Here is a 12,413-nt window from a genome sequence, read left to right as displayed (position 1 = left end):
CACTCCTTGCTCGATGATGCCGCGGTCACGCGAAGAGATTTGCTTCGCAAACTTCACGCGACGCGGTTCGCTTTAACTATTGGTCATCGCATGCAGGAGTTCAAGGCAGCGAGCACGCCGTAGTGCAGGGCGCATGGGGGTTTTGGTTCTGGTTCGTCGCAAACACCGCTTTCAGGCCTTTTCGCCCGCAATCTCGCCGACCGTGCGCCGCACCGCGCGCAGAATTTCGTTCGCCAGTGCCGGTTGCGCTTTCAGCACGGCACGCGAAGCCGCGATGCCGCCGATCAGCGCCATCGTGATCGCAATCGCCTTTTCGCGCGCGTTGCCCTTCGTCTTGCGCGCGTGCAGGTGTTTCTCGAACACGCCGACCATGTTCTCGATCCCTTCGCTGTAGCGCGCGCTGATCGTTTCGTCCTGCCGGCCGATCTCGCTCGCCGAGGCCGCCATCGCGCAACCATTGGCAATGTCGTCGCGTCTTTCCTCCGACAAATAACTGTCGAGCAACTCGCTTAGGCTCGGCATATGGCCGTTGCGCGGCGTCGTCATCCGTTCGTGGCTGATCTGCACGCCATACGCGAGCGCTTCCGCGGCGAGCGCCTCTTTCGACTTGAAGTGCGCGTACAGCGCGCCGTGCGTGAGTCCCGCCGCCTTGCCGATCTCGGCCACGCCGACGCCATCGATGCCCCGCTCGCGGATCAGCCGCGCGGCCGTCTCGACAAGGGCCGCGCGGTTCTGCGCCGCCTTTTCCTTGCTTACTTTCATCGCTGTTCCGTCCTGCCGAACGATAGCGACGCGAACGCCAGCGCAAAAAGCGCTTGACGCACGTTCATTGCGATCGCTATCATTAATTTAAGATTGCAGTCGCAATTATAAAGCAGCTGCCGGCGGATGTCCGCCTCATCTATCAACTCTGGAGAATTGCAATGTCATTCGAAAACAAGGCGGCGCTCGTCACGGGCGGCAACAGCGGCATCGGTTTCGCGACGGCGCGGTTGCTGATCGCGCAGGGCGCGCGCGTCGCGATCACGGGCCGCGACCAGGCGAAGCTCGACGACGCCGTCGCCGAACTCGGCCCGAGCGCGCTGCCGATCCGCGCGGACGTGAACGACCCGAAGGCCATCGATGAAGTGATGAAGGTGATCGGCGACCAGTTCGGCAAGCTCGACATCGTGTTCGCGAACGCGGGCGTGAGCGGCGCGACACCCGTCGGCGATACGACGGCGGAAAAGTTCGAATCGATCATGCGTACCAACGTCACGGCCGTGTTCCTCACGGTGCAGGCAGCCGTGCCGCTGATGGGCGACGGCGGCGCGATCGTGCTGAACGGCTCGGTGATGCGCGAGATGGGGCGTCCTGGCGCGGCGGCTTATTCCGCTTCGAAGGCCGCGATCTCCGGCATGGCTCGCGTGCTCGCGTCAGAGCTGGTGACGCGCGGAATTCGTGTGAACACGGTCATTCCCGGCGCGACGCGCACGCCGATCTGGACGCGCGGCGACCGCGAGGGCGTGACGCTCGACGCCACCGAAGCCGCAATGAAGCCGATGATCCCGATGAACCGGCTCGCCGATGCCGAAGAAGTCGCGCAGGCGGCTGTGTTCCTCGCGTCGGACGCATCGTCGGGGATGACGGCGGCGGAGATCGTCGTCGATGGCGGCAGCACGGGCGCGCCGATGGGTGCGCCGATGTTCCGCGGATAAGCGCGAAGCCCTGAACGCAGACTTGGCCACGCTAAGTCACGGCGAGAAAAAGGGCGATGCACGGCCATGCGGCTGCGCATCGCCCTTGTCATCAGAACGCGCGTCGTCGTGCGAGCACAGCGCGAATGCAGCGCGATTGCAGCGTTAAGCAAGCCCCGCCACGATAGCCGCGACAATCGACCCGAGCACCAGCACGGCGCCGATCGTTCTGCGTTTGGTCAACTGCGTCCACAGCAGCACGCCCGTCAGCGACAACAGGATCACGCCGCCCGCGAACGTGTCGATGAGCAGCACCCAGCCGACGCTCAGGCCCACGCCCTTGTGCAGATTCGTGAGCGTCGCGAGGAACGTATTGGCGCTGTGCTTCACGCTCACGTAGTCGTTGCCGACCCAGTATTCCGCCGACGTGCTCTCGTTCGGCGTCGCGAACGTGATCTGCCAGCGCTCCGGCTGAATGGCCTTGCGATCGCCCCACGCGACGGGATGCGCCGGCTCCTTCTGCATGCGCCCCGGCTTGCCTTGCACCTTCAGTTCCTGCTTGAGCCATTTGGCAAGATCGCGCGGCGACTCGGGCGAGGGCTGCGGCAAACGAACCTGTAGCGACTCGACATGCGGCTCGCCCGTCGGCACGCGCAGCGGCCCCCCGCGATGGTTCAGCAGAAAGCCGCTCGTGCCCATCAGCAGGCCGAGCGCGGCGCCCCACAAACCGATCCAGCTATGCACCTTGCGCAGCCATTTGATGAACGTGATGCGGCGCGAGCCGGCAGGCGGCATGCCGTTGCCCTGGCTCTTGTTCTGTCCATTGCCGCGCGTGGCGGGATCGATGACGACGGTTTCGGGTGTATTCACAAGTCGCTCCAGGGGGCAGGACAGCGTGCAGTCGCAACGGATTTCGACCGCTGCGCAAGCGAAACCGCGTCGTGGCCGGAGAGGCTTGCGACGGGCTTGGCTTCGCTACGAATGGGCCATCGGCGCAAGGGCGCGATGGCATGGCTGGCTGGCCGCGTTGCCCATGAATGGGGCGCTGCAGTGGGCTGGCTCGACGATCGGATTCGGCAATCAGAGTCGACGATCAGATGTGCGATCGGATTGTCGATCGAATCAGCGACCGTCTAAGGGTGCCTATGATTTCATGGCGTAATGAATGCCGCAATCGCCGGGCGCGATTTACAACACCGTCAATGTTTCGACAGATTACGGCAAGCCGCGTGCGGCGACTCTGGCGATCAACGGACGCCGAGCCGGTAGACAGTAGTGTGCCGGTAGTGCGCGCCGGGCCGCAGCACGACGGCTTGCGCGTCCGGCATGTTGATCTGGTTCGGAAACGCCCCTGTTTCGAGGCACAACGCCGCGTGCTTGCAATACGTCCTGCCGTTGCGGCCCTTCACGCCGGCGAGGAAATTGCCGGTATAGAACTGCATGCCCTGCGCGTTCGTCGATACGGTCAGTTCGCGGCCGCTCGCCGGATCGTAGAGCACGGCCGCCCTGCGCAACGCGGTGGGAGCATCGCGCAGCACATAGCAGTGGTCGAAGCCGCTCGCGCGCGCAAGCTGCGCATCGGGCCAGTCGAGCCGCGCGCCGATCGGCGCGCCCGCGCGAAAGTCGAACACGCTGCCCGCGACGTCCTTTCGTTCGATGGGGATCATCGTGTCGTCGACGGCGAAGAATGCGTCCGCATCGATCGAGATCACATGGCCGCGAATGTCGAAAGCATCGGCGAGCGCGTCGCCGGACAGATTGAAGTACGCGTGATTCGTGAGGCTGATCGGCGTGGGCGCGTCGGCCGTCGCATCGTAGTCGATCGTCAGCGCGCCGTCGTCGTCGAGCGCGTAGCGGACGGTGGCCGTGACCGCGCCCGGAAAGCCCGCATCGCCTTCCGGCGATTCATGCGAGAACACGAGCGCGCCGTCGACTTCGCGCGCCGTCCACAACGCCTTGTGAAAGCCGCTTGCGCCGCCGTGCAGCAGATTGTCCCCTTCGTTGCGATCGAGCTGGTACGTGACGCCGTCGAGCGTAAAGCGCGCGTGCGCAATGCGGTTCGCCCAGCGGCCGATCGTCGAGCCGAAAAACCAGCGGCTCGCCAGATAGTCGGCGGGCGTGTCGTGGCCGAGCAGCACATCGGCGACGCGGCCCGCGCGGTCGGGCGCATGCCACGAGACGAGCGTCGCGCCGAAATCGCTGATCGTCGCGCGCATGCCGTGTGCGTTGCGCAGCGTGAACAGACGAATGTCGCCGAGCCCGGGCAACGTGCCCCAGCGCTCGATCTGCATGCTGGATGAAGTGGAGGTATCGGTGCTTTGCATGTCGGCGAAATTCATGTCGGTCGTTTGTTGAGACCCGAGTGTGAGGCGAAGGTAAAACCGGAATGTGAGACCAGATTAAGGCATTTGCGACGATGACGCTGAGCGCGGCTGCGCGGCCCGCATGCGCTCCTGATACTCGCGCGGCGTGCAGTCGAGTTCTCGGCGAAAGACCGCGTACATGTACTGCAGCGAAGTGAAGCCGCAGCGTATCGCGACTTCCGCGCTCGACATGTCCTGTTGCGCGAGCAACTGCTTCGCGACATCGAGCTTGTGCTTGAGGATTTCCTGATGCACGGTGCAGCCGAGTTCGCGCCGGAAGTAGTCTTCGAGCGACGAGCGCGACACGCCCACATAATCGGCCACCTGTTCCGTCTTGATGCCCTGGCACGCGTACTGGCGGATGTAGTGGCGCGCGCGCATCACATAGGGGCTGGCGAGCGGCTCGTGCTTCGTCGATTCGCACACGTTGATGCCGACGGGCGGCACGAGAATGCGGCGTCCCGCAAAGCGCGCGCCGCCCAGCATCTGGTGTAGCAGGTGCGCGGCCGTGCGGCCCATTTCCTCCGTGCCCTGAATCACCGACGACAACGGAATGCGCGTGAGCGAGCGCGTCAGCGGATCGTTGTCGATGCCGATGATCGCCACCTGCTCGGGCACCGCAATGCCGCTGATCAGACATGCCTGCAACACCTGACGCGCGCGCGCATCCGTCACCGCGATGATGCCGACGGGCTTCGGCAGGCTTTGCAGCCACTCCGTCAGTTGCACGCTGGCCTGGTGCCAGACGGGCGCGCTCGTCGGCAGTCCGCGATGCACGTCGCCTTCGAGTCCGTCCGCCTTCAGCAGCGCATCGAAAGCGAGTTCACGCTCCTGGGCCCAGCGGTTCGTCGGCGATTCGGGCAGGCTGTAGAGCGCGAAGCGTTGCAGCCCCGCGCCGATCAGATGTTTGTACGCGAGCGACATCAGTTGCATGTTGTCGGTCGCGATGTACGGCAGGTTGGCCGGATACTTCGACGCGTCCTCATACGAACCGCCGACGGCGACAACGGGTAAACGCGAATTCGCCAATGCGTCGCAGACGGCGGGATCGTCGAAGTCCGCGATAAAGCCATCGCCTTCGAAGCACTCGATGCCGTTTAGCCGCGCGCGAAAATCTTCTTCGAGAAACAGGTCCCACGCGACGCGCGTCGACAGCAGGTAATTGCCGATCCCCGTGATGATCTCGCGGTCGTACACCTTGTTCGCATTAAAGAGCAATGCGATCCGGTGCGTGCGTTGAGCGGCGTGCTGTCGTGTCATCGAGGTTCCTGACGCAGGCTGCGGCGCGGCGCGCTCATTACGCTGAATTTCACGTTGATCGTCACGTTGTCTCCGGATTTGCGTTTTTATGTTTGCGGCTGCGTTAGCTGAGGTTTTTCGCGGCGCAGACATTTAAGTGTTCTGCTTATTCTAGGCGTCACTTCCCCCTGCCTGCCAATGGATTTTAAGCGCCAGCAAGAATCACCAAGCGCGCTGGCGAATTTCGCAATTGCCGCGCAAAGCGGCAAGCGTCAGCATGGCGTCACATCATGCATGGCCCGATGCAACGTCGGGCTGATACCCAAGGAGACACGCATGTCTTACTTCGAACATTTGCCCGCTGTGCGCTACGAAGGCCCGCAGACGGACAACCCGTTCGCATACCGCCATTACGACAAGAACAAGCTGGTGCTCGGCAAGCGCATGGAAGATCATCTGCGCCTTGCCGTCTGTTACTGGCATACGTTCGTGTGGCCGGGCACGGATATCTTCGGAGCGGGGACGTTCGAGCGTCCGTGGCATCGTTCGGGTGACGCGCTCGAAAAGGCGCATATGAAGGCCGATCACGCGTTCGAGCTGTTTTCGAAGCTGGGCACGCCGTTCTATACGTTTCATGACACGGACGTCGCACCCGAGGGCGACACCATCAACACGTATGTGAACAACTTCAAGGCGATGACGGACGTGCTCGCGCGCAAGCAGCAGGAGACGGGCGTCAGGCTGTTGTGGGGCACGGCGAACCTCTTTTCGAATCGGCGGTATGCGGCGGGCGCGGCGACCAATCCGAATCCCGATGTGTTCGCGTTTGCCGCCACGCAGGTCTTTCACGCGCTCGAAGCGACGCACCGACTTGGCGGCGCGAACTATGTGCTGTGGGGCGGTCGCGAAGGCTACGACACGCTGCTCAATACCGACCTCAAGCGCGAGCGCGAGCAGTTGGGCCGCTTCATGAGCATGGTCGTCGAGCACAAGCACAAGCTCGGCTTCCAGGGCGCGCTGTTGATCGAGCCGAAACCGCAAGAGCCGACCAAGCATCAATACGACTATGACGTCGCCACTGTTCACGGCTTTCTGACGCAATTCGGTTTGCAGAATGAAATCCGCGTGAACATCGAAGCGAATCATGCGACGCTCGCGGGCCATTCGTTCCACCACGAAATCGCCAATGCATTTGCGCTGGGGATCTTCGGCAGTGTCGATGCAAATCGCGGCGATCCGCAAAACGGTTGGGATACCGACCAGTTCCCAAATAGTGTCGAAGAACTCACGCTGGCGTTCTACGAGATCTTGCGCAACGGCGGCTTTACGACGGGCGGCATGAACTTCGACGCGAAAGTGCGCCGTCAGAGCATCGATGCCGAAGATCTGCTGCATGGTCATATCGGCGCAATCGATGTGATCGCAATCGCGCTGGAGCGCGCGGCGCATCTCGTCGAAAACGATCGCCTCGACGCATTCAAGCAGCAGCGCTACGCGGGCTGGGACAGCGAGTTCGGACGCAAGGTGCTCACGGGCGGCTATACGCTCGAGTCGCTCGCAAGCGATGCCGTGCAGCGGAACATCGCGCCGCGCCATGTCAGCGGACAGCAGGAGCACCTGGAGAACATCGTCAATCAGGCGATCTACTCGCACGCCAAATAGGTACTTCGATCAGGCCTTAACGCCAGGCCTTCAATCTCGCACGAAATATCGTTAGCAGCGCCGGCAGATTTCGCAATTGCTCCGCCGGCGCGCACGGCACACGCTGTCGTGCGAATAAAAATGGGGCACGGCTTTCGACAACAACCGACGCTCGCGAACAGGTATTCGCGGCGCGCCCTTGAGGTTAAGACGGCGTTTCGAGTTCTCGCATTCGATACCGCACGCAACCCTAAAATGGAGTGAGACATGAAATCTGCAATGCGTCGTTCCGTATTGAGTTCCCTCGTTTGCGCCGCAATGGCCGCAGGTCTGACGATGGTGGCGCCGCTCGCGCACGCAAGCAAGGACAAGCCCGAGATCGGCTTCTGCATCGACGATCTGCGCGTCGAGCGCTGGTCGCGCGATCGCGACTATTTCGTCGCCGCTGCAACGAAACTCGGCGCGAAAGTCTCGGTGCAATCCGCCGACGCGAGCGAAGCGCGACAGATTTCGCAGATCGAGAACCTGATTTCGCGCGGCGTCGACGTGATCGTGATCGTGCCGTTCAATTCGAAGACGCTCGGCAATGTCGTTGCGGAAGCACACAAGGCAGGCATCAAGGTCGTCTCGTATGACCGCCTGATTCTCGATGCCGACGTCGACGCGTATATCTCGTTCGACAACGAGAAGGTGGGCGAACTGCAGGCGCAGGGCGTCTTTAGCGCGCAGCCGAAGGGCAACTACTTCCTGCTCGGCGGCGCGCCGACCGACAACAACGCGAAGATGCTGCGCGAAGGGCAGATGAAGGTGCTCAAGCCAGCGATCGATCGCGGCGACGTGAAGATCGTCGGCCAGCAGTGGGTGCCGGAATGGAGCGCGGCAACGGCACTGCGCATTACCGAAGATGCGCTGACCGCGAACAACAACAAGATCGATGCGATCGTCGCGTCGAACGACGGCACGGCAGGTGGCGCGATCCAGGCGCTCGCCGCGCAGAAGATGGCGGGCAAGGTGCCCGTGTCCGGCCAGGATGCCGATCTTGCAGCCGTCAAGCGCGTGATCGCCGGCACGCAGACGATGACCGTCTACAAGCCGCTGAAGCTGATCGCAGGCGAAGCCGCGAAACTCGCCGTCGATCTCGCGAAGGGCGAGAAGCCCGCGTTCAACGCGAAGTACGACAACGGCAAGAAGCAGGTCGACACTGTTCTGCTGCAACCGACGCTGCTCACGAAGAGCAATGTCGACGTCGTGATCAAGGACGGCTTTTATACGCAGGCGCAACTGGCTGGCAACTGATAGCGGGCGCGGCGCTTTTCCGCATGAACGCGGGAAAGCGCTCGCGCATCTTTCATCCATCCAGGACACTACGCATGGCACAAGCGCTACTGGAGATGCGCGGCATCGCGAAGTCGTTTGCCGGAGTGAAGGCGCTCGACGGCATCGATCTCGTCGTCGCGCCCGGCGAATGCGTCGGACTGTGCGGTGAAAACGGCGCAGGCAAATCGACGCTGATGAAGATTCTGTCCGGCGTCTATCCGCACGGCGAATGGTCGGGCGAAATCGTCTGGGACGGCAAGCCGCTCGTCGCGCAGAACATCCGCGATACCGAACGCGCGGGCATCGTCATTATTCACCAGGAACTGATGCTGGTGCCGCAGCTGTCGGTGGCCGAGAACATTTTCCTCGGCAACGAAATCACGCTGCCCGGCGGCCGCATGAACTACGCGGCGATGTATCAGCGCGCAGACGAGCTGTTGCGCGAGCTGAATATCACGGGCATCAACGTCGCGCAGCCGGTGATGAACTACGGCGGCGGGCATCAGCAGCTGATCGAAATCGCCAAGGCGCTCAACAAGCAGGCAAGGCTGCTGATTCTCGACGAACCTTCTTCTTCGCTGACGGCAGCGGAAACGAAGATTCTGCTCGACATCGTGCGCGACCTGAAGAAGCGCGGCGTCGCATGCGTGTACATCTCGCACAAGCTCGACGAAGTGGAAGCCGTGTGCGACACGATCACCGTGATACGCGACGGCAAGCATGTCGGCACGCAGCCGATGACGCAGCTCGACACCGATCGCATCATCGCGATGATGGTGGGGCGCGAGATCACGAATCTCTTTCCACGCGAGCCGCACGATATCGGCGACGTTCTATTCGAAGCGCGCAACGTCACGTGCTACGACGTGACGAACACGAACCGCAAGCGCGTCGACAACGTATCGTTTGCGTTGCGCAAAGGCGAAATACTCGGCGTCGCGGGACTCGTCGGCGCGGGCCGCACGGAACTGATGCAGGCGATTTTCGGCGCGTATGCGGGCATCAGCGAAGCCGAAGTGTGGATGAACGGCAAGCGCCTCAAGATCCGCACGCCCGCCGATGCGATCGCGGCCGGCATCGCGATGGTGCCGGAAGACCGCAAGCGTCACGGCATCGTGCCGCAACTGGGCGTGGGCCACAACATCACGCTCGCCGTGCTGCAACGCTTCGCGAAAGGCGGACGCATCGACACGGCATCGGAACTCGACACGATCAATACGGAAATGAAGCGGCTGTCGGTGCGCGCCGCGCATCCGATGCTGTCGATCGCCAGTCTGTCGGGCGGCAACCAGCAGAAAGCGGTGCTCACGCGCATGCTGCTCACCGATCCGTCCGTGCTGATTCTCGACGAGCCGACGCGCGGCGTCGATGTCGGCGCGAAGTATGAAATCTACAAGCTGATGTTCGCGCTCGCGAAGCGCGGCGTGTCGATCATCATGGTGTCGTCGGAATTGCCGGAAGTGCTCGGTGTCAGCGATCGCGTGCTCGTGATCGGCGAGGGCGAATTACGCGGCGATTTCGCCAACGACGGCCTCACGCAGGAACACATTCTGACGGCCGCCATCGGCGCCGGAAACAATGGCACCCAAAGCAATGACCCCCAAAGCAATGACCCCCAACGCAAGGACCCCACTCAACTGGCGAGCGTCGCATGACTCCTGATCTCACTTCCACCGATAGCCACGCAAAGCACGGCGCATCGCTCGCGTCGGGGCAGCGCATCAAGCTGCTGTTCTCGCGTTACAAGCTGCTCGCGCTGCTGCTGGCCGTCGCCGTCATCTGGATTTTCTTTTCGTTTCTCACCGACGGCGCGTTCGTCACGCCGCGCAATCTGTCGAATCTGCTGCGGCAGATGTCGATTACGGGGATGCTCGCGTGCGGGATGGTGTTCGTCATCATCTCGGGCGAGATCGATCTGTCCGTCGGTTCGCTGCTCGGTCTGCTGGGCGGCGTCGCGGCGATTCTCGACGTCACGTATCACTGGCCGCTCGCGGCGACGCTGCCCGTCGTGATGGTGCTCGGCATCGCCGTCGGGTTGTTCAACGGATGGTGGTCGACGTATCTGCGCGTGCCGTCGTTCATCGTCGGACTGGGCGGCATGCTCGCGTATCGCGGCGTGCTGCTCGGCATCACCGGCGGTTCGACGATCGCGCCCGTCTCCGACAACTTCGTGTTCATCGGGCAAGGCTATCTGCCGCGTATCGCCGGCGACACGCTCGCAGTCGTGCTGTTCGTGCTGCTCGCCGCGTTGACGGTGCGGCAGCGGCAGAAGCGTCAGCACTACAACCTGAGCGTCGTGCCGCTGTGGCAGGACGGCGTGAAGATCGTCGCGGCGGGGCTGATCCTGCTCGCGTTCGTCGCGACGCTCAACCGCTACGGCGGCATTCCCGTGCCCGTGCTGCTGCTGCTCGCGCTGCTCGGCATCTTCACGTATATCGCGACGCAAACGGTATTCGGCCGGCGCATCTATGCGGTCGGCTCGAATCTCGAAGCGACGCGGTTGTCCGGTGTCAACACGAACCGCGTGAAGCTCGCGATCTTCGCGCTGATGGGTCTGATGTGCGCGTTCGGCGGGCTCATCAACACGGCGCGTCTCGCGGCGGGTTCGCCTTCGGCGGGATCGATGGGCGAGCTCGATGCGATCGCGGCATGCTTTATCGGCGGCACGTCGATGCGCGGCGGCTCGGGCACCGTCTACGGCGCGCTGATCGGCGCGCTCGTGATGGCGAGCCTCGACAACGGCATGTCGATGCTCGACGTCGACTCGTACTGGCAGATGATCGTGAAGGGCGGCATTCTCGTGCTCGCCGTGTGGATCGACGTGATCTCGGGGTCCGAACGGCGGTAGCGCATCGCGCACGGCTGTGGTGCGCTGCACCACGGCACAGCATCCGCGCGCTTCGTCGAGGCGCGCGCAGGCGCCCTGCAAAGGGCGCTTTTCTTTTGTCGTACACGAACGAAAACAGGCAGGACGTGCGGCGCGTCAGAAAAATAAAAGAAAGCGCGCAAGCCTTGTCCTGCAAGCGATTGCGCGATGCTCGCACGCTTCGCCAGCGCTTTTTGAAACCTGTTTCGACGTCAAGGCGACGGCCTGGAAGAGGCCGATGGCATACCTATTGCGTTATCCGCCGCGGGGCCAACGGCGGCTTCAAGGATTTCTGAATTTTTTGCGGACGCTCGCATGGCGGGCGACCACAGGGGCAACGGCGTCCCGAAACGCAACGCGAGGATCGTTCGATCGCATCGGTCGACGGCACAGGCGTGCGGTTCGGGACGCTTTTTTCTTGCGCAAACGGAACGCGCTCCGAAACGCGCTCGAAACGCGCGCTCTTTTGACACGCGCATCCGACGCGCTCATTTGAAACAATCGGCACGATGAACGAGCACACCAGCACGCAACGCATCGAAGTATCGGGGCAGACGATCGGTGAACTGATCAATCTGTCGGGCCGTCAGCGGATGCTTTCGCAACGCATCGTGCTGCACGTGTCGCTCGCGTCGCATGGCGACATGGCCGCGCTCGCGGTCGCGCGCGAATGTCTCGCGACGTTCGCAACGACACACGCGGTGCTCGTGAACGGCAACGATCATCTGCCGGGCGTGTTCTCGGACGCGTTGCGCCAGCTTTATTTCGGCACACGCGAGGCGGACGAGCGCGTCGGACGCTTCATCGCGCTGACGGCGCAAACGGCTGCGCACGTTGAGGCCCGCGACGATGCGGCGCACGCGCATGTCGAAGCCCTCGTCGCGCAGGCGACGCCGCTGCTCGATCTGCTGCAGGAGATCACGCTCGTGTACCAGCACGAGATGCGCGGCATCGAAGCGGCGGCGCAGCGCCGTCAGGCGGCCATCGCGGAGCAGCTGTCGAGCATTTCGATGCAGGCGAACATCGTCGCGTTGAATGCGCGCATTTCGGCAGCGCGCGCGGGCTCGTATGGCCGCGAGTTCGCCGTCATCACGACCGTGCTCGCCGACATCATCAAGGAGATGGACGCGCTGATCTACAGCGTCGTCGACAGCGATGGCGATGACGCCTCGCAGCGACGCGACGTGTCGCGTCACGCGCCGCGCAATGTTTCATCCGTTGCTGTTCCACCTGTTTCCGCGCGCAGTCGGATCGCCGAACGCGCCTGATCTTTTGTTCTTTACACGACCACGCACCAGTCCTGCTTTCGTT

10 protein-coding genes are annotated in these 12,413 nt (G+C 62.9%); 6 read left to right on the top strand and 4 right to left on the bottom strand.

What is annotated here, in order from left to right; all coding sequences use genetic code 11:
- Positions 1-171: 171 nt before the first annotated feature.
- Positions 172-762: a helix-turn-helix domain-containing protein gene (locus VSR68_RS23185; RefSeq protein ID WP_342942074.1), complete on the bottom strand. Its 591-nt coding sequence runs from the start codon at positions 760-762 to the stop codon at positions 172-174.
- A gap of 161 nt (positions 763-923) precedes the next feature.
- Here VSR68_RS23185 and VSR68_RS23180 point away from each other — a divergent pair, with 161 nt between their 5' ends.
- The gene (locus tag VSR68_RS23180; protein ID WP_342942073.1) at positions 924-1,697 is read left to right on the top strand and encodes an SDR family NAD(P)-dependent oxidoreductase; all 774 of its coding nucleotides are present in this window, start codon (positions 924-926) and stop codon (positions 1,695-1,697) included.
- A gap of 144 nt (positions 1,698-1,841) precedes the next feature.
- On the opposite strand, the gene VSR68_RS23175 is transcribed toward VSR68_RS23180, so the two are convergent.
- The 3 genes from VSR68_RS23175 to VSR68_RS23165 form a co-directional block, all read right to left on the bottom strand.
- Entirely contained in the window at positions 1,842-2,546 is a 705-nt protein-coding gene (locus VSR68_RS23175; protein ID WP_342942072.1) for a PepSY-associated TM helix domain-containing protein, read from the bottom strand.
- 377 nt (positions 2,547-2,923) lie between these two features.
- Positions 2,924-4,015, bottom strand: coding sequence for an aldose epimerase family protein (locus VSR68_RS23170; protein WP_342942071.1), 1,092 nt, complete (start codon positions 4,013-4,015; stop codon positions 2,924-2,926).
- Positions 4,016-4,075: 60 nt separating this feature from the next.
- Positions 4,076-5,299, bottom strand: a complete 1,224-nt coding sequence (locus VSR68_RS23165; protein WP_342942070.1) for a DNA-binding transcriptional regulator — start codon at positions 5,297-5,299, stop codon at positions 4,076-4,078.
- A 315-nt stretch (positions 5,300-5,614) separates the two neighbouring features.
- Here VSR68_RS23165 and xylA point away from each other — a divergent pair, with 315 nt between their 5' ends.
- The 5 genes from xylA (at position 5,615) to VSR68_RS23140 (ending at position 12,370) form a co-directional block, all read left to right on the top strand.
- A complete protein-coding gene (gene xylA / locus VSR68_RS23160) occupies positions 5,615-6,940 on the top strand; it encodes a xylose isomerase (RefSeq protein WP_342942069.1) in 1,326 nt (441 codons plus the stop codon).
- Between the two features lie 246 nt (positions 6,941-7,186).
- Positions 7,187-8,215 (top strand): D-xylose ABC transporter substrate-binding protein, encoded by a 1,029-nt coding sequence (gene xylF, locus VSR68_RS23155; protein WP_342935653.1) that lies wholly within the window; start codon positions 7,187-7,189, stop codon positions 8,213-8,215.
- A gap of 74 nt (positions 8,216-8,289) precedes the next feature.
- Positions 8,290-9,891, top strand: coding sequence for a D-xylose ABC transporter ATP-binding protein (xylG, locus tag VSR68_RS23150; protein ID WP_342942068.1), 1,602 nt, complete (start codon positions 8,290-8,292; stop codon positions 9,889-9,891).
- Positions 9,888-11,084, top strand: a complete 1,197-nt coding sequence (locus VSR68_RS23145) for a sugar ABC transporter permease (RefSeq protein ID WP_342942067.1) — start codon at positions 9,888-9,890, stop codon at positions 11,082-11,084. The genes xylG and VSR68_RS23145 overlap by 4 nt, the downstream gene beginning before the upstream one ends.
- A 527-nt stretch (positions 11,085-11,611) precedes the next feature.
- On the top strand, positions 11,612-12,370 hold the full coding sequence (locus VSR68_RS23140; RefSeq protein ID WP_342942066.1) for a type IV pili methyl-accepting chemotaxis transducer N-terminal domain-containing protein: 759 nt from the start codon (positions 11,612-11,614) through the stop codon (positions 12,368-12,370).
- Positions 12,371-12,413: the final 43 nt, after the last annotated feature.

Source organism: Paraburkholderia phymatum, assembly GCF_038900715.1.
GTDB lineage: Bacteria > Pseudomonadota > Gammaproteobacteria > Burkholderiales > Burkholderiaceae > Paraburkholderia > Paraburkholderia phymatum_A.
This window is presented reverse-complemented; position numbering and strand designations above follow the sequence as displayed.

Excerpts from the sequence above, each read along its gene's own strand:
- VSR68_RS23185 (WP_342942074.1), bottom strand. The coding sequence starts at position 762 with ATGAAAGTAAGCAAGGAAAAGGCGGCGCAGAACCGCGCGGCCCTTGTC.
- VSR68_RS23180 (WP_342942073.1), top strand. The coding sequence starts at position 924 with ATGTCATTCGAAAACAAGGCGGCGCTCGTCACGGGCGGCAACAGCGGC.
- xylF (WP_342935653.1), top strand. The coding sequence starts at position 7,187 with ATGAAATCTGCAATGCGTCGTTCCGTATTGAGTTCCCTCGTTTGCGCC.
- VSR68_RS23140 (WP_342942066.1), top strand. The coding sequence starts at position 11,612 with ATGAACGAGCACACCAGCACGCAACGCATCGAAGTATCGGGGCAGACG.
- VSR68_RS23145 (WP_342942067.1), top strand. The coding sequence starts at position 9,888 with ATGACTCCTGATCTCACTTCCACCGATAGCCACGCAAAGCACGGCGCA.
- xylG (WP_342942068.1), top strand. The coding sequence starts at position 8,290 with ATGGCACAAGCGCTACTGGAGATGCGCGGCATCGCGAAGTCGTTTGCC.
- xylA (WP_342942069.1), top strand. The coding sequence starts at position 5,615 with ATGTCTTACTTCGAACATTTGCCCGCTGTGCGCTACGAAGGCCCGCAG.
- VSR68_RS23170 (WP_342942071.1), bottom strand. The coding sequence starts at position 4,015 with ATGAATTTCGCCGACATGCAAAGCACCGATACCTCCACTTCATCCAGC.
- VSR68_RS23165 (WP_342942070.1), bottom strand. The coding sequence starts at position 5,299 with ATGACACGACAGCACGCCGCTCAACGCACGCACCGGATCGCATTGCTC.